General features: G+C 72.3%; 19 protein-coding genes. 13 read left to right on the top strand and 6 right to left on the bottom strand.

Annotated features, from left to right (window positions below; all coding sequences use genetic code 11):
• The first annotated feature begins 14 nt into the window (after positions 1-14).
• Both mshA and PUR26_RS24610 read left to right on the top strand, forming a co-directional pair.
• Complete coding sequence (gene mshA / locus PUR26_RS24605) at positions 15-1358, top strand: D-inositol-3-phosphate glycosyltransferase (RefSeq protein WP_329875095.1); 1344 nt, start codon at positions 15-17, stop codon at positions 1356-1358.
• Positions 1351-1842, top strand: coding sequence for a YbjN domain-containing protein (locus PUR26_RS24610; RefSeq protein ID WP_329875097.1), 492 nt, complete (start codon positions 1351-1353; stop codon positions 1840-1842). Before mshA ends, PUR26_RS24610 begins: the two co-directional genes overlap by 8 nt.
• A 188-nt stretch (positions 1843-2030) precedes the next feature.
• On the opposite strand, the gene PUR26_RS24615 is transcribed toward PUR26_RS24610, so the two are convergent.
• Positions 2031-2972 (bottom strand): C40 family peptidase, encoded by a 942-nt coding sequence (locus tag PUR26_RS24615; protein WP_329875099.1) that lies wholly within the window; start codon positions 2970-2972, stop codon positions 2031-2033.
• 314 nt (positions 2973-3286) lie between these two features.
• Here PUR26_RS24615 and PUR26_RS24620 point away from each other — a divergent pair, with 314 nt between their 5' ends.
• Entirely contained in the window at positions 3287-4090 is an 804-nt protein-coding gene (locus PUR26_RS24620; protein WP_329875100.1) for a hypothetical protein, read from the top strand.
• A 97-nt stretch (positions 4091-4187) separates the two neighbouring features.
• Here PUR26_RS24620 and PUR26_RS24625 read toward each other — a convergent pair whose 3' ends face one another.
• Together PUR26_RS24625 and PUR26_RS24630 are read right to left on the bottom strand one after the other, a co-directional pair.
• A complete protein-coding gene (locus PUR26_RS24625) occupies positions 4188-5573 on the bottom strand; it encodes a hypothetical protein (RefSeq protein ID WP_329875102.1) in 1386 nt (461 codons plus the stop codon).
• 173 nt (positions 5574-5746) lie between these two features.
• Positions 5747-7183 carry an MDR family MFS transporter gene (locus PUR26_RS24630; RefSeq protein ID WP_329875104.1) on the bottom strand — a complete coding sequence of 479 codons (1437 nt, stop codon included), beginning with the start codon at positions 7181-7183 and terminating at the stop codon, positions 5747-5749.
• A 149-nt stretch (positions 7184-7332) separates the two neighbouring features.
• Here PUR26_RS24630 and PUR26_RS24635 point away from each other — a divergent pair, with 149 nt between their 5' ends.
• Positions 7333-8091, top strand: coding sequence for a phosphoglyceromutase (locus PUR26_RS24635; protein WP_329875106.1), 759 nt, complete (start codon positions 7333-7335; stop codon positions 8089-8091).
• A 383-nt stretch (positions 8092-8474) separates the two neighbouring features.
• On the opposite strand, the gene phoU is transcribed toward PUR26_RS24635, so the two are convergent.
• Entirely contained in the window at positions 8475-9155 is a 681-nt protein-coding gene (gene phoU / locus PUR26_RS24640) for a phosphate signaling complex protein PhoU (protein ID WP_329875108.1), read from the bottom strand.
• 197 nt (positions 9156-9352) lie between these two features.
• On the opposite strand from phoU, the gene PUR26_RS24645 reads away from it, so the two are divergent.
• Entirely contained in the window at positions 9353-10588 is a 1236-nt protein-coding gene (locus PUR26_RS24645) for a sensor histidine kinase (protein ID WP_329875110.1), read from the top strand.
• Entirely contained in the window at positions 10585-11265 is a 681-nt protein-coding gene (locus tag PUR26_RS24650) for a response regulator transcription factor (protein ID WP_017945954.1), read from the top strand. Before PUR26_RS24645 ends, PUR26_RS24650 begins: the two co-directional genes overlap by 4 nt.
• 274 nt (positions 11266-11539) lie before the next feature.
• Here PUR26_RS24650 and PUR26_RS24655 read toward each other — a convergent pair whose 3' ends face one another.
• Positions 11540-12232, bottom strand: a complete 693-nt coding sequence (locus PUR26_RS24655; RefSeq protein ID WP_329875114.1) for a DUF461 domain-containing protein — start codon at positions 12230-12232, stop codon at positions 11540-11542.
• 570 nt (positions 12233-12802) lie between these two features.
• Between PUR26_RS24655 and PUR26_RS24660 the strand changes: the two genes are divergently transcribed.
• From PUR26_RS24660 to PUR26_RS24690, 7 genes are all read left to right on the top strand, one after another.
• Positions 12803-13285, top strand: coding sequence for a CarD family transcriptional regulator (locus PUR26_RS24660; RefSeq protein ID WP_003953493.1), 483 nt, complete (start codon positions 12803-12805; stop codon positions 13283-13285).
• Positions 13286-13652: 367 nt separating this feature from the next.
• A complete protein-coding gene (ispD, locus tag PUR26_RS24665; protein WP_329875116.1) occupies positions 13653-14390 on the top strand; it encodes a 2-C-methyl-D-erythritol 4-phosphate cytidylyltransferase in 738 nt (245 codons plus the stop codon).
• A gap of 4 nt (positions 14391-14394) precedes the next feature.
• Positions 14395-14946: a 2-C-methyl-D-erythritol 2,4-cyclodiphosphate synthase gene (gene ispF / locus PUR26_RS24670; protein WP_329875853.1), complete on the top strand. Its 552-nt coding sequence runs from the start codon at positions 14395-14397 to the stop codon at positions 14944-14946.
• Positions 14947-15086: 140 nt separating this feature from the next.
• The gene (locus PUR26_RS24675) at positions 15087-15491 is read left to right on the top strand and encodes a PPOX class F420-dependent oxidoreductase (protein WP_329875118.1); all 405 of its coding nucleotides are present in this window, start codon (positions 15087-15089) and stop codon (positions 15489-15491) included.
• A gap of 67 nt (positions 15492-15558) precedes the next feature.
• Positions 15559-16959: a cysteine--tRNA ligase gene (gene cysS / locus PUR26_RS24680; protein ID WP_329875120.1), complete on the top strand. Its 1401-nt coding sequence runs from the start codon at positions 15559-15561 to the stop codon at positions 16957-16959.
• An 83-nt stretch (positions 16960-17042) separates the two neighbouring features.
• Positions 17043-17993: a 23S rRNA (guanosine(2251)-2'-O)-methyltransferase RlmB gene (rlmB, locus tag PUR26_RS24685; RefSeq protein ID WP_329875122.1), complete on the top strand. Its 951-nt coding sequence runs from the start codon at positions 17043-17045 to the stop codon at positions 17991-17993.
• Positions 17994-18164: 171 nt separating this feature from the next.
• A complete protein-coding gene (locus PUR26_RS24690; RefSeq protein WP_329875124.1) occupies positions 18165-19778 on the top strand; it encodes a DoxX family protein in 1614 nt (537 codons plus the stop codon).
• 218 nt (positions 19779-19996) lie between these two features.
• Here PUR26_RS24690 and PUR26_RS24695 read toward each other — a convergent pair whose 3' ends face one another.
• A complete protein-coding gene (locus PUR26_RS24695) occupies positions 19997-20719 on the bottom strand; it encodes a nucleotidyltransferase family protein (protein WP_329875126.1) in 723 nt (240 codons plus the stop codon).
• Positions 20720-20725 lie beyond the last annotated feature (6 nt).

Raw genomic sequence — 20725 nt, forward strand, 5'->3', positions numbered from 1 at the left:
GAAGGACCGCCGACGTGAGCCAGTACCGGTCCCGGTTCGCCGGCACCCTGGCGGCGCCGCCTCGGCTCCGGCTCCCCGGCCGCCCGAGGGCGCCCCGCCGGGTCGCCATGCTCAGTGTGCACACCTCCCCCCTGCACCAGCCGGGCACCGGCGACGCGGGCGGCATGAACGTCTACATCGTCGAGCTCGCCAGGCGCCTCGCCGCGATCAACATCGAGGTCGAGATCTTCACTCGGGCGACCACCGGCGGACTTCCCCCGGCGGTGGAGCTGACCCCCGGCGTGCTGGTGCGCCACGTGGACGCCGGACCCTACGAGGGCCTGGCCAAGGAGGAGCTCCCGGCCCAGCTGTGCGCCTTCACCCATGGTGTGATGCAGGCGTGGGCGGGGCACCGCCCGGGCCACTACGACCTGGTCCACTCCCATTACTGGCTCTCCGGCCACGTCGGCTGGCTCGCCGCCGAGCGCTGGGGCGTCCCCCTCGTCCACGCCATGCACACCATGGCCAAGGTCAAGAACGCCGCGCTGGCGGAGGGCGACACCCCCGAGCCCGCCGCCCGGGTCATCGGCGAGACCCAGGTCGTGCGCGCGGCCGACCGGCTGATCGCCAACACCACGGAGGAGGCGGACGAGCTCGTCCGCTTCTACGACGCCGACCCGGCGAAGGTCGCGGTCGTGCACCCCGGCGTGAACCTGGAGCGGTTCAGGCCCGGTGACGGCCGCGCGGCCGCCAGGGCCAGGCTCGGACTCCCCGCCGACGCCTTCATCCCCGTCTTCGCCGGCCGCATCCAGCCCCTCAAGGCCCCCGACATCCTGCTGCGCGCGGCCGCCCGGCTGCTGGAGCGGGATCCCTCGCTGCGGTCCCGGATGGTCGTTCCCGTCGTCGGCGGACCCAGCGGCAGCGGCCTCGCCAAGCCCGAAGGCCTGCAGAAGCTCGTCGCGCGGCTCGGTATAGCCGATGTCGTGCGCTTCCACCCGCCGGTCGGGCAGGAGCAGCTCGCCGACTGGTTCCGGGCCGCGTCCGTGCTGGTCATGCCCTCGTACAGCGAGTCCTTCGGCCTGGTCGCGATAGAGGCGCAGGCGGCGGGCACCCCGGTCGTCGCGGCCGCCGTCGGCGGCCTGCCGGTGGCCGTGCGCGACGGCGAGACCGGGTACCTGGTCAGCGGCCACGACCCCGCCGACTACGCCGACGCGCTGCGCCGCTTCGTGACCGACCCGTCCCTGTCGGACCGCCTCGGCGGTGCCGCTGCCCGCCACGCCGCATCGTTCGGCTGGGACACGGCCGCGTCGGCGACGGCGGACGTCTACGCGGCGGCCGTGCACCATCACCGGCGTCGCGTACGCTCGCACCATGGCTGACGACACAGGGCGGATCATCGAGTCGGCGCTGGATGACGCCGAGCTGACCTGGGAGTCCCCGGAGCCCGGCTCGTACGTGGTCACGCTCCCCGGCACCCACAAGCTGTCCACCACACTGTCGCTGCGGGTGGGAAACCATTCCCTGTCCCTCAACGCCTTCGTGATCCGTCACCCGGACGAGAACGAGGAAGGCGTCCACCGCTGGCTCCTGGAGCGCAACCTGCGCCTGTACGGGGTCGGTTACGCGATCGACAGCCTCGGCGACATCTACCTCACCGGCAAGCTGCCGCTCTCGGCGGTCCATCCCGAGGAGCTGGACCGTCTGCTGGGCTCGGTCCTGGAGGCGGCGGACGGCGCGTTCAACACCCTGCTGGAGCTGGGCTTCGCGACGGCCATCCGCAAGGAGTACGCGTGGCGGGTGTCCCGAGGGGAGTCGACCCGCAACCTCTCGGCGTTCACGCATCTGACCACTCCGCGCGTCTGAACCCGTCCGACCCGTCCGACCCCTCCGACCACTCCGCGCGTCCGAACACGTCCGACCGCTCTGCGCACTCCGCCCGTCCGAGCGCGTCCGGCCGTTCCGTGTGTCATCCGGCTGTTCCGCCTGTCCGGCCGTTCCGTGCGTCCGGCCGTTCCGTGCACCGGCCGGCCGATCGCTGAGGCGCGAGTGCATCACGCCGTGATGTGCCGGTAGGCGAGCACGCTCGTGGGGGACGGCAGCGGCGCCACGGTGATGTCGCTGCCCGTCCGGGGTGCGTGGATCACCTTGCCGTCACCTATGTAGAGCTGGATATGGCCGCCGTTGGCCGTGATCACGAGATCACCGGGCGCCAGCCCCGAACGGGTCGTGGCGCGTCCGGCGCGGACCTGGTCCCACGTGGTGCGCGGTAGCGCGACACCGGCCGCCTCCCACGCCCGCATGACCAGACCGGAGCAGTCGTAGCCCCTCGGTCCCGTACCGCCCCAGACATAGGGCTTGCCGAGCTGCGCCTTGGCGTAACCGATGGCCGCCGAGGAGCCCTTGCCGGGGGCCGGAGCCTTGCCGGGGGAGGGTGCTCCGTCGCCGTCGCCGTCGCCGTCGCCGTCACCGCCGCCGGGGGCCGGCGGGGTCGTGCCCGGTGCGAGGAGCAGCGTGTCACCCGCGTAGATCAGGGTCGAGCTCCCCAGGCCGTTGAGCCGTTGCAAGGCGCGGACCGTGGTGTCGTGGCGCCCGGCGAGCGCAGAGAGGGTGTCACCGGGGACCAGCACCACGCTGCGGGGGCGCTCCTGCGCCCCACCGGGCCGGACGGGCGGCTTCCCGGGCTTCCCGGGCGTCGTCGGCCTCTTGGGCAGTCCCGGCCTCGGTGAACGGGGCGGTTCCTGCGGCGCCGTGGCCTCGGGCGGCGGGGCGGCCACGGGCGGGGCGGCCGGGGCGGGTGTGTCGTCCGAGGGGCCGTGCACGGCCAGGACCGCGCCCAGGGCGATCGCCAGCACCGCCAGCAGGGCGAGGGCGGCGGTTCGCACGGCGGCCATCGCCACCTTCGCCGTACCCGGCCGCTGCCACCACTCCCGCGGCCTCGGCGCCCGGTGGACTCCCCGCGTGCCCCAGGTACCGAGCTGTATCCGACCGAACATCAGAACCTCCTTCACCTGCCCGTAGTTGGGCTCCGAAGAGGCTGTTCCGGCACGGGAATGTCCGGCAAGATCCCGTGGCGTCTGAGACAGTCCGAGACGGTTCACGCAGGTCAGACACCCTTTCCGGACTGTCCGGGCCACCCGGATCCATTGCTGGACGGGGTTGCGGACCGGCAGGCTCAAGCCATCGACCGGCCCCCCGGTTCGCATCCGTCGAATGCGAACCGGCGGCGCGCCGGCGCACCCTCGCCTTTCTGCCGGTGTCGACGACCGGGGCGAGACCTCATTCCTTCTCCACGCAGAGGAGCACCCTTATGAGCAAGTCCCGTTCAGCCCGTCCGGTCCACCCGGTCCACCCGGTCCACCCGGTCCACCCGGTCCACCCGGTCGATCCCGCCGGTTCGGCCCGTCCGGCCGGAGCCGCCGCACCGGTCCGCTCCCGCAAGGCCCGTACGGCGGTGCTGACCGCGGTCGCGGCGGCCGTGCTGACGGCCGGAGCGGTCGCCCTTCCCGGCGGCTCGTCCGACGCCTCTGTCCGTGCCACGTCGGACAGTTCGGTTTCCGGCGCCTCCGGCGGGTCGTCCGGCGGCTCGGCCGCGGGGGGAGACGGGGAATCCTTCGCCGGCGCCCTCTCGGGCTCGGCCCGCAAGGCCGGGTGCACCGAGGCGGGCCGCGTCTTCTACAAGTTCGGCAAGCCGTCGACGAAGTGGGTGGCGACCAACGTCCGCAGCGACTGGGCCGAGCCCGGCCTGAAGATCAACTTCACTACGAGCCAGACGGGGACCGTCAGCGCCGAGATCAGCGCCTCGGCGGCGGCCGAAGCCGGCGTGATCTTCGCCAAGGCGAGCGTCGAGGTCGGCGTCTCCGTGGGCAAGCAGTGGGCCCGGACGGCCCAGTGGTCCTACGAGGCGGACGTGCCCAAGAAGGTCGGCGGCAAGAAGGTCAAGAAGGCCCGGCTGGCGATGTTCCACGAGGCGAAGAAGTTCACCGTGACCAAGTACCGCTTCGCCACGGGGCAGGGCGGCGGGTGTGCCACCAGGAAGGTCTACAAGGCGGTCATCACCGCACCGGTGAAGAAGAACAGCAACACCTGGCGCCTGCAGTACCAGTACAAGTAGGCCGGCCCTGAACGCCGCTGGCTGACACCGGGCCGACACACCGCGCGGTGGACGGGAGGCGCCCCCGCCCGCCGCGCGGTGCCCCGCCATGAGTCCCTCACAGGCAGTCGTTGGTGACGTCCCAGCAGGTCTCCTCGGGGAAGGGGTCGCCGGTCGGCGTCGGTGACTCGACGCGTTCCCACGGCGGCGGTTCGTGCGGCGTGGGATCCGGCTCGTAGGGGCCCCATGTGGAGGGGTCGCCGGGGGTGGGGCTGGGTGCGGGACGCGGGGTGTTCCGGACGGGGGTGGCCCGGGGCCCCGGCGTCCTCCGGGGGGTCGCCCGGGGGGACGGCGTGGACCGCACGGGATCGGCGGAGGGCTTGTCCACGGCCGGTTCCACGGCGGGGCGCGCGGCAGGGGACGAGGGGCCGGTGGGCCCCCGGGTGCCGGGCGGGGTGCCCAGAGGCGCCTGCCCGTCCCCGTCGGGGAACAGACCGATCCCGGTGACGGCGGCCGCGAGGAGCAGGATGGCGGCGGCGATGGAGGTGATCAGCACGGGTCGCCGGACACGGCGACTGCCGGTTGCCGGGACCTTCGTCGTGGGGGCGGTGCCGATGGCGGTGGCGCTGGCGTCCTGTGCCGTGGCGTCCACGGCGTCCGTGGCGTCCGTGGCGCGGTCGGGTTCCGTCCGTACCGCCTCGTCCGAGGCGGGCGCCTTGGGGCCGCGGGGTGCGGGCCTGCCGTCCGTGGCCGGTGCCTCGGCCGCCGGGTGGACGGCGCCGGACACATCGTCCGGGCCGGACGCTTCCTCCGGGGACGCGGGGGCGGGCGAGTGACCCGGGGCGGACACCTCCTCCGGGCCGGACACCTCCTCCGGGCCGGACACTTCTTCGGTGGCGGGGGAGCCGTGCTCCGTGGCATGCGCCCGGGCGGTTCCCGCAGCCCCGGCCGCCCCCGCAGCCGCGGCGGCCTCGCTCACCCCAGCGGCGGCGGTCGCCTCATCCGCTTCCCCTACGGCACCGGAGGTTCCCGCTTCCCCTACGGCGCCGGAGGTTCCCGCCTCCTCTGCGGCGTCCGAGGCTTCCGGTTGCCCGGGAGGGGCGACAGCAGACCGGGCGTCTGCTCCCGCGACCGCCTGTTCCGGCACCCGGCCTGACCCGCCGCCCCGTTCGTCCTCCTCGCCCCCGTGTGCGTCGGCCACGACGGCGGGGGGTGGTCCCTCAAGGGCGACAGCGAGCCTCTTGCGGGTCCGTATCCATGTCCGGACCGTGAGGTCGTCACCGCCGCAGGCGCGTACGAACGCCGCCAGCAACTCCTCCCTCGGCAGCTCGTCCCGGTTCAGCGCACCGGCCAGTGTGGCGCGCGGCAGGATGTCCCCGGCCGTCTCGGCCCGCCGTTCCAGCTGCCGGTAGCTCAGGTGGGCCCATTGCCGTAACTGGCGCATCATGGCCACGAACTCGCCCGGCGTCCGGGCCAGTTGAGGCTGTGGTTCCCCGTTGTCCACTCTCAGCTCCTGATTCTCGGCGGCGCTCAGCCGTTCCCCGGCAGCTTAGGAACGCCAGGCCGCCCCCGGGGATCGAACCGGGCTATTGCCGCCGTCAGCGGAGTTCGACGCGCCTCCATCGCAGGGCACGCCCGCGTGCGAGGCGCGGCGCACCACCCGGCGCCGGGCGGTGCTCAGGTGCCGACGCTGCCGGCGCTCTCCGGGGCGGACTCCCGCCGGGGCGCGTCCGCGTACGTGCCCCGGCCGGCACCGCCCCCGGCGGCGCCCGTCTCCCCGGCGCCCACGCCGTCGCCCGATCCGAACGGGGCCGCCACGGTACCGGCCTTGTCCGACCCGGCCTTGTCCGACCCGGCCTTGTCCGACCCGGCCGGGTCGGGCACGGTCCGCTCGGCGTCGACCGTCCCTTCGGGCAGGCCGCGCATCAGCAGCCAGTACCCCAGGCCCGCCACGGTCCCGAGCAGGGCGCACGCCCCCCACAGCCACTGCGCGCCGAACCGGTCGAGCACCCAGCCGGACATCAGCGGGGCGATCAGCGCCGCCACGGACCAGGACATCGTGTACACGCCCTGGTAACGCCCGCGGCCCTGTGCCGGGGAGAGCCGCACCACGAGACCGGTCTGCGTCGGGGCGTTGACGATCTCGGCGAGCGTCCACACGCAGACCGTCAGCGCGTAGACGGCGATCGACCCGGCGAAGGCGGTGAGCCCGAAGCCGTACCCGGCGAGGAGGGCGGAGACCACCAGCAGCCGACGCGGGTCCCGATGCTCGATGTACCGGGTCACCGGGATCTGGAGGGCCACGATCATGACCCCGTTGACGGCCACCGCGATACCGAAGTCGGCGCTGCCGAAGCCGTCCACGCCCATCGCGACGGGCAGACCGACGTACCCCTGCTGGAAGATCAGCGAGATGAGGAACGAGAGCCCGACGACCCCCATGAAGCGTCCGTCACGCAGTACGGTCCCCAGCCCGACCTGTGCCTCGGTCGCCTCGCCCGGCGTCGTGGCGACCGGGGCGGGACGGGACTCGGGGATCTTGACGAAGATCAGTACCGCACAGGCCAGGGTCATCACGGCCTCGCCGATGAAACCCGCGAAGTAGCTGTACTCGGCGATGAACCCGGCGGCCGCCGAGGAGATCGCGAACCCGAGGTTGATCGCCCAGTAGTTGAGCGAGAACGCCCGCACACGGTCCTCGGGCGGGACGATGTCGGCCATCATCGCCTGCACGGCCGGCCGCGAGGCGCTGGACGCCGCGCCGACGAGGAAGGCGACGGCGGCGATCGCGACCGGGTGCTGCATGAAGCCCAGCAGGGCGACCGACCCGGCCGTCGACAGCTGTGCGACCAGAAGGGTGGGCCGGCGCCCCAGCCGGTCGGTCATCACACCCGCGCCGAGCGACGAGATGACACCGCCCAGGCCGTGCAAGGACGCCACGAGCCCCGCGTACGACGCCGAGTAGCCCCGGTCGAGTGTCAGATAGAGCGCCATGAAGGTGGCGACGAATGCCCCGAGCCGGTTGACCAGGGTGCTCGTCCAGAGCCACCAGAACTCCCGAGGAAGGCCCGAGACGCTCTCCTTCGTGGCGCGTCTGAGCGTGGCTATGGACATACGTGCATCCCCCGTAAGTGGCTGATCCGGTGCTCGCGACTTACTCGCAACCTACAAGGGCCTTGGCGGCGCAGCCATCCCATTGACGGGCGCCCTCAGGCGTCGACCGTGTCCCTCGCCGTTCATCGGCGTCCATTAATCTCGTACGTATGGCCGACGCACCGTACAAGCTGATCCTGCTCCGCCACGGCGAGAGCGAATGGAACGCGAAGAACCTGTTCACCGGCTGGGTGGACGTCAACCTCACCGAGAAGGGCGAGAAGGAGGCGGTCCGCGGCGGTGAGCTGCTCAAGGACGCCGGCCTGCTCCCCGACGTGGTCCACACCTCCCTGCAGAAGCGCGCCATCCGCACCGCGCAGCTCGCCCTGGAGTCCGCGGACCGCCACTGGATCCCGGTCCACCGCTCCTGGCGCCTGAACGAGCGGCACTACGGCGCGCTCCAGGGCAAGGACAAGGCGCAGACGCTCGCCGAGTTCGGCGAGGAGCAGTTCATGCTGTGGCGCCGCTCGTACGACACCCCGCCGCCGCCCATCGCGGACGACAACGAGTTCTCGCAGGCCGACGACGCGCGCTACGCCACGATCCCGCCGGAGCTGCGGCCGCGCACCGAGTGCCTGAAGGACGTCGTCGTCCGCATGCTGCCGTACTGGTACGACGGCATCGTCCCGGACCTGCTGACCGGCCGTACGGTCCTGGTCGCCGCGCACGGCAACAGCCTGCGCGCGCTGGTCAAGCACCTCGACGGGATCTCGGACGAGGACATCGCGGGCCTGAACATCCCCACCGGTATCCCGCTCGCCTACGAGCTCGACGCCGACTTCAAGCCGGTCACCAAGGGCGGCACGTACCTGGACCCCGACGCGGCGAAGGCGGCCATCGAGGCCGTCAAGAACCAGGGCAAGAAGTAAGTACCCGCCACGAGGGAGCCCCCTCCCCGCCGGGAAGCGGCGGAGAGGGGGCTCCCTCGTGCCCAGGTCCGTGCCCGGGCCCAGGTCCATGCCCCTGCCCGGGGCCCGCAGGCCGACGGCCCGTCGGCCTGCGGGGCGGAGGGCGGTCGGTCGTCGGCCGTCAGCCGCCGCACTGGCAGGGCGCGCCCGCCTGGCATCCGCACCCGCAGCCCGAGCCGCACCCGCAGGCGCCGAGGACGGGAAGGAGAACCACTTCGACGGGTGTTTCCCGCTGGACGTCGGTCGTGGGCGAATCTGCCATGGGGTCCCTCCTCAAGGGACGGGGGCCGGTGTCACCCCATTGCATGCCCACTCGGCAGGGCGCATCAACGGCGCACGGACTCTCAGGCGCCCTCGACGGGCGACTCCGACTGCTGGAGCTCGTCCGCGTGCTCACCGGTCACCAGGTAGACCACGCGCTTGGCGACCGAGACGGCGTGGTCGGCGAAGCGTTCGTAGTAGCGGCCCAGCAGCGTGACGTCGACCGCCGTCTCGATGCCGTGCTTCCACCGGTCGTCCATCAGGTGCTGGAACAGCGCCCGGTGCAGCAGGTCCATCTCGTCGTCGTCCTGCTCCAGCTGGAGCGCCAGGTCGACGTCCTTGGTGATGATGACCTCGGCCGCCTTCGCCATCAGGCGCTGCGCCAGCTGCCCCATCTCCAGGATCGTGGCGTGCAGGTCGCGCGGCACCGCCCGGTCGGGGAAACGCAGCCGGGCGAGCTTCGCCACGTGCTGGGCCAGGTCGCCCGAGCGCTCCAGGTCCGCGCTCATCCGCAGCGAGGTGACCACGATCCGCAGATCGGTGGCGACCGGCTGCTGGCGGGCCAGCAGGGCTATGGCGCGGGCCTCCAGGTCGTGCTGGAGGCCGTCGACCTTCTGGTCGGCGGCGATCACGGCCTCGGCCAGCTTCAGGTCCGCGTCGAGCATCGCCGTGGTGGCGCGCCCGATCGCCGATCCGACCAGCCGGGCCATCTCGACCAGGCCCTCGCCGATCGAGTCCAGTTCCTCGTGGTACGCGTCCCGCATGGATGTCCCTCTCTCACTACGTCCGGGGTCCGGGTGGGGCTCGGACCCCCACGCTCCCACGGTTCGTCGGCTACAAGTCGGGTGCCTCCTTCCCAAGTGAACCGCCACTTTCCCCTTGGTGAACTCTGGGCGACGACTGTTCGAGAGGCCACCCGGATGGCTGGGAGAGTGTCCGTGACCCCGCATAACCTGGATGCATGGACGTGAACGCGGCGGTTGCCGCAGCGGCAGCGATCGCCGGGTTGTGCACCGGTGTCATCGCCATGCTGGCGTTCCGCTGGAGCGAGCGCGACCAGGCGAGACCCACCCGCACATCCCTGCACACCGACGCCGTGCTGCCGCCCGGCGTGGACACGGTCCTGTCCGTGCTGCGCTCGTCGGCGGTCGTCCTCGACGAGAGCGACTCCGTCGTCAAGGCCAGCTCGGCGGCGTACGCGCTCGGACTGGTCCGCGGGGGCAAACTCGCCGTGGACCCGATGCTCCACATGGCCCGCGACACCCGCCGCGACGGCGAGATACGCCAGGTCGAGCTGGACCTCCCGCGACGCGGCACCGGCCGGGGCGAGGCCCTCGCCGTCTCCGCCCGGGTCGCCCCCCTGGGCTCCCGGCTGGTGCTCCTGCTGGTCGAGGACCTCACGGAGGCCCGCCGCATCGAAGCCGTACGCCGCGACTTCGTCGCGAACGTCAGCCATGAGCTCAAGACCCCCGTCGGCGCGCTCTCCCTGCTCTCCGAAGCGGTCATGGACGCCTCCGACGACCCCGAGGCGGTGACCCGTTTCGCCGGCCGGATGCAGATCGAGGCGACCCGGCTCACCAATCTCGTACAGGAGCTCATCGACCTGTCCAGGGTTCAGAACGACGATCCGCTGGAGGACGCCGAACCGGTCCGGGTCGACGAACTGGTGGCCGAGGCCGTGGACCGCTCACGGCACACCGCGTCCACCAAGCAGATCACCATGGCCGCCGGCGGCACCGCCGGCCTCCACGTCTGGGGCCATCGGGGCCAGCTCGCCGCCGCCCTCGGCAACCTCGTCGAGAACGCGGTCAACTACTCTCCCGCCCGTACCCGGGTCGGCATCGCCGCCCGCCATGTGGCGGCGCCCGGCGGCGACCTCATCGAAATAGCCGTCACCGACCAGGGCATCGGCATCCCCGACAAGGACAAGGAGCGCATCTTCGAGCGCTTCTACCGCGTCGACCCGGCCCGCTCCCGCGCCACCGGCGGTACGGGACTGGGCCTGGCCATCGTCAAACACGTGGCAGCCTCGCACGGCGGGGAGGTCACCGTGTGGAGCACCGAGGGTCAGGGCTCCACCTTCACCCTCCGGCTCCCGGAGGCCGGCGCCGTGCGGGACCGCTCCGCGCGCCTGGCCGGACACCACGACCCCGCGACCACCCATGAACCGATCCCTGCCCCGGAGGTCCTTCCGTGACCCGTGTGCTTGTCGTCGAGGATGAGGAATCCTTCAGCGACGCCCTGTCCTACATGCTCCGCAAGGAGGGCTTCGAGGTCGCGGTCGCGACCACCGGGCCCGAGGGGCTCGACGAGTTCGAGCGCAACGGCGCCGACCTGGTCCTGCTCGACCTGATGCTGCCCGGCCTGCCCGGCACGGAGGTCTGCCGGCAGCTGCGCGGCCGTTCGAACGTGCCGGTGATCATGGTCACCGCCAAGGACAGCGAGATCGACAAGGTCGTGGGGCTGGAAATAGGAGCCGATGACTACGTCACCAAGCCGTTCTCGTCACGGGAGCTGGTCGCCCGTATCCGCGCGGTGCTGCGCCGCCGGGGCGAGCCGGAGGAGGTCGCGCCGGCGGCCCTGGAGGCGGGCCCGGTGCGGATGGACGTGGACCGTCACGTCGTGACGGTCTCCGGCGGAAAGGTCGACCTTCCGCTGAAGGAGTTCGACCTGCTGGAGATGCTCCTGCGCAACGCGGGCCGGGTGCTGACCCGTATGCAGCTGATCGACCGGGTCTGGGGCGCCGACTACGTCGGTGACACCAAGACCCTGGACGTCCACGTGAAGCGTCTGCGCGCGAAGATCGAGCCGGACCCGGGCGCCCCGCGCTACCTGGTCACGGTCCGAGGCCTGGGCTACAAGTTCGAGCCGTAGGCCGCCCCGGTGCGGCTGCGGGCCGCTCGACCGGCCCGGCCCGCGCCCCGTGCGGCCTGTGGGCCGCCCACCTGCCCGCCGGGCCCGGCCGTGGACGTCGGGGGGACATCCACGTCGGGGCCCGTGCGCACCCGTCGGCGCTCCCGCGAGGGCGCGTACGGACGGGCACACGAAAGGGCGCCCCACCTTCGGGTGGGGCGCCCTTTCACCTGTGTACCGGGTCCACCTGCGCACCGGCTGCGCGCGAGGCGAGTCCCGGTGTGTCAGGAGTCGCTCAGTGGCCGGCCTCGTGCGACGCCGAGGCCGAGTCCGACGGGGTCGTCGACGCCTGGCCGCCTTCCGCCGGACTGCCCGACTGCGCCCCCTCGGGGGCGCCCGACGCGGCGCCGGAGGGCGAGCCGGACGGCGAACCGCTCGGGGTGGCGGCCGGCTTCTCCGACGGCTTCGTGGGCACCTCGGCCGGGCCGTATTCCGCGAAGTAGCTCTTGGCCGGGACGATGAGAGCCTGGAGCTTCACGTCGCCGGTCTCGCTGAACTTGAAGACGACTTCCTGGACGTCGCCGTCGCGCGCCGCCTCGCGGCCCTTGTCGATCACGGCGGAGGCGTTGCCCTTGCCGCCGAGGATGACGTAGCCGTAGGCCGGCACGGTGACCGTGCCGGAGCCGTCGGCCGCCTTGAGCTTCACCGGGGACGTGCCGCCGGCCAGCTCGATCGCCTCAAGCGTCTCGGCCTTGGAGCCGTTGTTGAAGATCGTCCCGGACACGACTGCGGGGCCCTCGGCATCGGGCTTCGGCTGCGTGATCACCGTGGCGTTCTGGATCTTGATGCTGCCGACCGAGGCGGCGGCGTTGTCCGGCTTGACGCCGAGCGTCTGCGCGTCGTTGCCCGCCCCGCAGGCGGTGAGCGAGGCGATCGAGATCACGAGGGCGGTGGCGGCGAGGGCGCCGCGTCGAAGGCTGCGGCTCACGGCGGCGGCAACTCCTAGGACGTACGGAAGGGCACGGTCTGTGGAACTGTGCGACGGCCCGCCGGCGGGAGCCGAGGGTCTGTCAGCTGGCTCAGGTTACCGACCCCGTCACTCCGCCCCGCACCCGACCCGCCCCGGCGCCGTGTCGGGGGCGTCGGACCCCCGCCGATCTCGGGGGCTTCGCGCGCCGTTCACATAACGGCCTTGATCAATTCCGGGGCGATCACGCATTCCTTACCGAATAGCCGCGGTGATCAATTCCGGAATCAGGCTCATCCTCGTCCGTACGAGTGACCGAGGGCCGAACGGAGTACGGTAAGTTCACCGCTTCGAACCCGGCAAACTGGTATATATGCCACCTTCGGGTGGCCTCCGGATGGGTGTAACGTGCGTGTTTCTCCCTGCCCGCACAGCCGCTCCGACCTGCGAATACCCCCTTCCGGAAGGGCTCCGCAGCACGTTCGTGTCGCTGTTGTCAAGCCCCGAGATATGCCCTGACCTGCGAAAACGCCATTCAGAAGAAGCCGTTTCCGTGTTACCCTGGATAGCCACGGAAGGGGTACCTGTCACATGACGTTCAAGGTTGGCGACACCGTGGTCTATCCCCATCACGGGGCCGCGCTGATCGAGGCCATCGAAACTCGCCAGATCAAAGGCGTGGACAAGACCTACTTGGTGCTCAAGGTCGCCCAGGGCGACTTGACGGTTCGTGTGCCAGCGGACAACGCGGAGTTCGTCGGCGTGCGCGATGTGGTCGGTCAGGATGGGCTGGACCGGGTCTTCGAGGTGCTTCGTGCGCCGTACGCCGAGGAGCCGACGAACTGGTCCCGTCGCTACAAGGCAAATCTCGAGAAGCTCGCCTCCGGCGACGTCATCAAGGTCGCCGAAGTGGTGCGTGACCTGTGGCGTCGTGAGCGCGAGCGCGGCCTGTCCGCAGGCGAGAAGCGCATGCTCGCGAAGGCGCGCCAGATTCTGGTGAGCGAGCTCGCGCTCGCTGAGAACACCAACGAGGACAAGGCCGAGGCCCTGCTCGACGAGGTCCTCGCGTCCTGAAGTGAAGCGATGCCGCGGTGCCCGCTGACATGCTGTGATACGCAGCACGTCGCCGGGCGCTGCGGCATGTCCGGGCACACGTATCCCGCGTATGCCGTCGGACGACCCCCTCCGGACAACGGTCCGGGCCGTCGGCCCTCGTTCGGGCCTCCGGCCTCGCGTCCCGGGCGTGCCCCCGCATCCGGAGCCTCGCACCCCAGAGCCCCGCGCCTTCGGTCCGGCGCGAGCGCCCTGGCGTGCCGGGCCCGGTCAGCTGGCGCAGCTCGCTCGACCAGTGTCACGGAAGGTTCCGGTCAAGGCGTCGCGCCCGGCACGCTGAGGCCATACCCATGTCGGCCGCGGAAACAAACCTGCCGGAGTGCAACCGATGTCAGACGAAGCACGTCCCGCCCGTACCGCCGCGGTGATCCCCGCGGCAGGACGGGGGGTGCGGCTCGGCCCGGGCGCCCCCAAGGCGCTGCGCGGGCTGAACGGCACGCCCATGCTCATCCACGCGGTACGGGCCATGGCGGCCTCCCGCGCGGTCTCACTCGTCGTCGTGGTCGCGCCGTCCGACGGCGCGACCGAGGTCAAGAACCTGCTCGACACGCACGCCCTGCCCGAGCGCACCGACTATCTGGTCGTGCCCGGCGGGCGGACGCGTCAGGAGTCCGTCCGGCTGGGCCTGGACGCGCTGCCGGAGGACATCACCGCCGTCCTCGTCCATGACGCGGCCCGGCCGCTCGTGCCCGTCGACACCGTCGACGCGGTGATCGAGGCGGTGCGCGACGGCGCCCCCGCGGTCGTCCCGGCGCTCCCGTTGGCCGACACGGTGAAGCAGGTCGAGCCGCGCGGGGACGGCGGGCCCGAGCCCGTCGTCGGCACACCCGAGCGGGCCCGGCTGCGCGCCGTGCAGACCCCGCAGGGCTTCGACCGCGACATGCTCGTACGTGCCCACGCGACGGTCACCGGCGACGTCACCGACGACGCGAGCATGGTCGAGCAGCTCGGCGAGCCCGTCGTGGTCGTCCCCGGCCACGAGGAGGCGTTCAAGGTGACCCGGCCGCTCGATCTCGTACTGGCCGAGGCGGTACTCGCCCGGAGGAGGGCCAACGATGGCTTCTGACCCCATGGACACGGCCCCGGACACCGCGCCGGGAGCCGTCGCGGACACCGCGCCGGCCGCGGCGAACGGGGTGCCGGGCCTCCCGCTGGTCGGGATCGGCACCGACGTCCACGCCTTCGAGCAGGGCCGCGAGCTGTGGTGCGCCGGCCTGCTGTGGGAGGACGGCGACGGATACGGGCTGGCCGGGCACTCCGACGGTGACGTCGCCGCCCACGCCGCCTGCGACGCGCTGTTCTCCGCCGCCGGCGTCGGCGACCTCGGCGCCCACTTCGGAACCGGCCGGCCCGAGTGGTCCGGCGCGTCCGGTGTCACCCTGCTCGCCGAGGCGGCCCGGATCGTGCGGGCCGAGGGCTTCGAGATCGGCAACATCGCCGTGCAGGTCATCGGCGTCCGCCCGAAGATCGGCAGGCGGCGCGACGAGGCGCAGAAGGCGCTCGGCGCGGCGGCCGGGGCGCCGGTCTCCGTCTCCGGTACGACGACGGACGGCCTGGGGCTCACCGGACGGGCGGAGGGCCTGGCCGCGATCGCCACCGCCCTGCTGGTGCGCAGGGGCTGAGACACGGTCGTCTCCCGTGCGCGCGTGCTCCGTACGCGCGCACGGGAAACGAAATGCGGCGTGCGGGCGTTCGGCACACAGAGCATCGAGTACGCGTCCCAGAGGCCCCCGCGGCCTGAGTACACGACAGAGAGGCACCCATGCCCGCCGCACTCAGCGATCACCTCAAGGCACTTCTCGACAGCGCGGTCTTCGTCAGCGTCGCCACCATCCAGCCCGACGGCAGGCCCCAGGTCTCCCCGGTCTGGGTCAAGCGCGACGGCGACCACGTGCTGATCTCGACGACCGTCGGCCGGCGCAAGGAGCGGAACCTGCGCAAGGACCCCCGGGTGACCGTTCTGCTCCAGCCCTTCGATGCCCCGTACACCTACGCCGAGATCCGCGGCACCGCCGAGATCACCACCGAGGGCGGCCAGGCGCTGATCGACGAGCTGTCCCTCAAGTACACCGGCAAGAAGTACGCGGACTTCAACCCGGCCGCCGCCGAGGACAGCCCGCGCGTGGTCGTCCGGATCAGGCCGGACAAGGTCGTCAGCAGCATCTGAACCGAAATGTGCCCCGCGATCGCGGGACGGTCGCGGGGCACTGCTATGGGCCCACTACCCTGGAGCCGTGACTATTCGTCTGTACGACACCGGCGCCCGGCAGATCCGTGACTTCACCCCGCTCGTCCCGGGCCGCGTCTCGATCTACCTGTGTGGCGCCACCGTGCAGGCCGCACCGCACATCGGGCACATCAGGTCCGGGCTGAACTTCGACATCATGCGCCGCTGGTTCGCCTACCGCGGCTATGACGTGACGTTCATCCGCAACGTCACGGACATCGACGACAAGATCATTTCCAAGTCGGCCGAGCAGGCTCGCCCCTGGTGGTCCATCGGTTACGACAACGAGCGCGCCTTCAACAGCGGCTACGACGTCCTCGGCTGCCTGCCGCCCAGCTACGAACCGCGCGCCACCGGCCACGTCACCGAGATGGTCGAGATGATGCGGGGCCTCATCGAGCGCGGCCACGCCTACGAGGCCGACGGGAACGTCTACTTCGACGTCCGGTCCTTCCCCGGCTACCTGGCGCTGTCCAATCAGGACCTGGACGACCTGCGCCAGCCGTCCGGCGAGGGCGAGACCGGCAAGCGCGACCCGCGGGACTTCGCCATGTGGAAGGCCGCCAAGCCCGGCGAGCCGAGCTGGGAGACCCCCTGGGGACGCGGCCGTCCCGGCTGGCACCTGGAGTGCTCCGCCATGGCGCACAAGTACCTGGGCCCCGCCTTCGACATCCACGGCGGCGGACTCGACCTGATCTTCCCGCACCACGAGAACGAGATTGCGCAGGCCAAGGCGTTCGGCGACGACTTCGCCTCGTACTGGGTGCACAACGCGTGGGTCACGATGAGCGGCGAGAAGATGTCGAAGTCGCTCGGCAACTCCGTGCTCGTCAGCGAGATGGTCAAGCAGTGGCGCCCGATCGTGCTCCGCTACTACCTCGGCACCCCGCACTACCGCTCCATGATCGAGTACAGCGAGGAGGCCCTGCGCGAGGCGGAGTCCGCCTTCTCCCGCATCGAGGGCTTCGTCCAGAGGGTCGTCGAGAAGGCCGGCGGCGACGTCGAGCCCGCCGCCGAGGTACCGCTCGCCTTCGCCGAGGCGATGGACGACGACCTGGGCGTCCCCGGGGCCCTCGCGATCATCCACACCACCGTGCGGCAGGGGAACAGCGCCCTGGCCGCCGACGACAAGGAGGCCGCGGTCGAGCGCCTCGCCGAGGTGCGCGCCATGCTCGGCGTCCTCGGCCTGGACCCGCTCGACCCGCGGTGGGCCGGCGAGACCGAGCGCGGCGAGGACCTCCACGGCGCCGTCGACACCCTCGTACGGCTGGTGCTCCAGCAGCGCGAGGCCGCCCGGGCGCGCAAGGACTGGGCGACGGCGGACGCCATCCGCGACCAGCTGACCCAGTCCGGCCTCGTCATCGAGGACGGCCCGGACGGCCCCCGGTGGACGCTCGGCCCCCGCTGAGCCGCCGCGATATGCCGCCCGCAGCTCCGGGCGGCACACTTTCTTATACGTACGCATCACCTGATTCACGAAGTAGGTAGGTCATGGCCGGGAACAGCCAGCGCAGGAACCGCCGCACGTCCAACAAGAAGGGCGCGCAGGTCGGCAGCGGTGGTCAGCGACGCCGTGGCCTCGAGGGCAAGGGCCCCACGCCGCCCGCGTCCGCCCGCAAGGGCCACAAGAAGAACCGCATCGCCAACGCCGTGGCCAAGAAGACGCAGCGCCGCCCCGTCGCCCGCCGCGGCGGCAAGGGCAGCTCGGAGATGGTCGTCGGCCGCAACCCCGTCTTCGAGGCGCTGCGCGACGGCGTGCCCGCGACGACGCTCTACGTCCAGCAGTACATCGACAACGACGAGCGGGTGCGCGAGGCGCTCCAGCTCGCCGGCGAGCGCGGCGGCATCCACCTGATGGAGGCCCCCCGCGCCGAGCTGGACCGGATGACGAACGGTCTGAACCACCAGGGCCTCGTCCTCCAGGTCCCGCCCTACGAGTACGCCCACCCGGAGGACCTGGCGGCCGCCGCGTTCGACGACGGGGAGGACCCGCTGATCGTCGCGCTCGACGGCGTCACCGACCCGCGCAACCTGGGAGCGGTCGTCCGCTCGGTCTCCGCGTTCGGCGGCCACGGCGTCGTCGTGCCCGAGCGCCGCGCGGCCGGCATGACCGCCGGTGCCTGGAAGACCTCGGCCGGTACGGCGGCCCGCACGCCGGTGGCCCGCGCCACCAACCTGACCCGCGCCCTGGAGGCCTACCAGAAGGCCGGCATCACGGTCGTGGGCCTCGCCGCGGACGGCGAGGCCGAGGTCGGCGACCTGGAGGCCCTGGGCGGCCCTGTCGTCATCGTGGTCGGCAGCGAGGGCAAGGGCCTGTCCCGGCTGGTCGGCGAGACGTGCGACTTCCGCGTGCGCATCCCCATGCCGGGCGGCGCCGAGTCGCTGAACGCCGGTGTCGCCGCGGGCGTCGTGCTCTACGAGGCGGCGCGCCGCCGGGCCTGACCGCCCGCTCCCGAAGGCCCCGGCCGGGCGGCCGGGGCCTCGCGCGGCAACCGGGCACGGGGCCGCGCGAGCCCGCGCCGTGGGCTGGACGGGGGACGTTGGTGATCTTGACGGGTCTCGGACATTTGGCACGCGTCAAGGCAGTGTCCTAATCCCGCGTCACTCGGTTAGATGAGTGTGGACACCAGAACGCCCCGGCCCGGATTCGACGATCAGCCTGCGCTGAGCATGGTCAAGGTGGATTGCGATCCCGCGCAGGTCATCGTGAACCACGCCAGTTTCCGGGTACGGCTTGCCCCGGTCCAGAAGCCCAGGTTCGCCGAGACCGCCCGTGTGCCCGCGATGAACGCGGCCGCGCAGACGGGAAGGCGACGGGCGCCGGTCGTGTGGAGCGGCCGGTCCGCTCCCGGAGACCCCGGTGCGACCGGGCTGCTCCAGGCCGTGCGCGACTCCGCCGCCGTCGGCACCCTCGACCGCTCGCACGACGCCGGCGTCACCCAGGTCATTCCGCGCGTCGACCTCTCCGACGACACCATGCCCAACCCCGTCGTCGGCGCCCAACGAGGGCCCGACACGGCTCCGTTGCTGCCGCCGATGCGGCGCGCGGTGGGCGCCTACGACGACCGCTACGAGCCGGACCGCTACGCGCCGGACACCTATCAGCGGCACGACGCCCGCCCGGAGCGGGACGAGCCCGACGACGACACGTACACCCTGCGGACCGACCGCAAGAACGAGTACAGCGGCCCGGTCCAGCGGCACGCCTACTTCCCGGGCCGCCGTATGAACCTGGGCGTGGTGCTCCTGCCGCTGCGCGTGTTCCTCGGTTTCATCTCCATCTACGCCGGCATGGGCAAGCTCTGCGACCCCGTCTACTTCGACGGCGGCGAGCGCGGCTCCATGGTCAAGTGGCTCACCTCGCTGCACCCCTGGCCGCTGGCCGAGCCGCTGCGCGACTTCGCGCTGGCCCACCCCGTCGGCGCCGGCCTCACCGTCGCCTTCGCCCAGGTCGTCGTCGGTGTGCTCACCGTCCTCGGCCTGTGGCAGCGGGTGGCCGCCGTCTTCGGCGCGCTGCTGTCCGCCGCGCTCATCCTGACGGTCAGCTGGCGCACCGTGCCGGTCTACGACGCGCCCGACATCATCTACCTCGCCGCCTGGTCCCCGCTGATCATCGCCGGTGCCCCGGTCTACTCGGTGGACGGCCGGATCGCGGGCGAGGCGTGGCGCACGCTCGGCCCGCGCTCCGCGCTGTGGGACCTGCGCCGTCGGGTGCTGCGGCGGGGTGCCGTGGTCGCCACCGTCGTGGTCGGCCTGACCCTGCTCATCGGCTCGATGCTCGGCGGCGCCGTGCGCTCGACCGAGATGGTCACGGTGCCCGGACCGAACGACGACCCGACCAACCACCTGCCCGGCCGGCCGCTGCCCGAGGAGCCGGGCCTGCGCGCCCCGTCGTCCCGTGAGACGTCGAAGCGGCCGGAGCCGTCCGCGTCGACCGCCTCCGAGACCCCGGAGGCGCAGGAGTCCTCGCCCGCCGAGTCGGTCCGCGAACCCGACCGCACGGAGGAGCAGCGCCCGACCGCCACGCAGGGGTCCGGCCAGCGTCAGCCGCAGCAGTCGCAGCCCGTTCCCCCGCCGTCCAGCAGCTCCGGCCCCTCCTCAAGCGGCGGCTCCGGCTCCGGTGGCGGTGGCGGTGGCGGTGGCGGCGAGGACAGCGGCTCGGGCGGCTCCGACGACGGCGGCTCGGGCGGAGGCAACAGCAACCCGATCGGCGGCCTGCTCGGCTGATCCGCCCCGCACACCCGGCCGTCCGCCCGCCCCGCATCCGCGAGGCGGGCGGACGGCTTTGTGCGGGGCGGGGGGCCCGTGGAAGCAGGCGGGAGAGGGGCGTCCGGGCGGGGCCGGGGCAGGAAGGGCGCGCAGGACGCCGGGAGGGGCGGTCACCGGGTACGCGAGACGGGATTCGCGGTCCTGGCCTCCCTGGCGCGCCCGGCGCCCCACGGGGCTCAGGAAGCCGGTCCCGCTCCCGCCAGTTCCTTGGCGGCTTCGGTGAGGTCCTTCGCGGTGTCGATGGCCCGCCAGTACGCGCCCTGCGGCAGCGGGAAGCCGGCCAGGCGGCGCTCGCGGGCCAGCCGCGGGAACGTGGTGCGCTCGTGGTCGCCCAGATCGGGCAGGAGCCCGGTGAAGGCGGCGGAGAAGACGTAGACGCCCGCGTTGATCAGATACGGCGAGGGGGGCGACTCGATGAAGTCGGTGATGTGGCCGAAGGCGTCCGTCTCCACGGCGCCCCAGGGGATACGGGGGCGGGCCAGGGCCAGTGTGGCGGTGGCGTCCCGTTCGGCGTGGAACGCGGCCATCTCGCGCAGCGAGAAACGGGTCCAGATGTCCCCGTTGGAGGCGTACCACGGCTCTTCGGGGTGGGGCAGGCGCGCGGCCGCGTACTTGAGGCCGCCGCCCCGGCCCAGCGGCTCGGGCTCGACGACCGTGGTGACGCGCAGCGGCAGTTCCGTCGCGTCCAGCCAGCGCTGGAGGACACCGGCGAGATGGCCGCAGGAGATGACGGCGTCGGTCACGCCCTCGGCGGCCAGCCAGGAAAGCTGATGGCCGATGATCGGGGTCCCGGTTCCGGGGATCTCGACCATCGGCTTGGGGCGGTCATCGGTGTACGGGCGCAGGCGCGAACCCTGGCCGCCCGCCAGGATCACGGCCTGCGTCGGGGAGGAGTGCATACCGGG

Origin of the sequence: Streptomyces sp. SP18CS02 (genome assembly GCF_036322365.1) — a bacterium.
GTDB lineage: Bacteria > Actinomycetota > Actinomycetes > Streptomycetales > Streptomycetaceae > Streptomyces.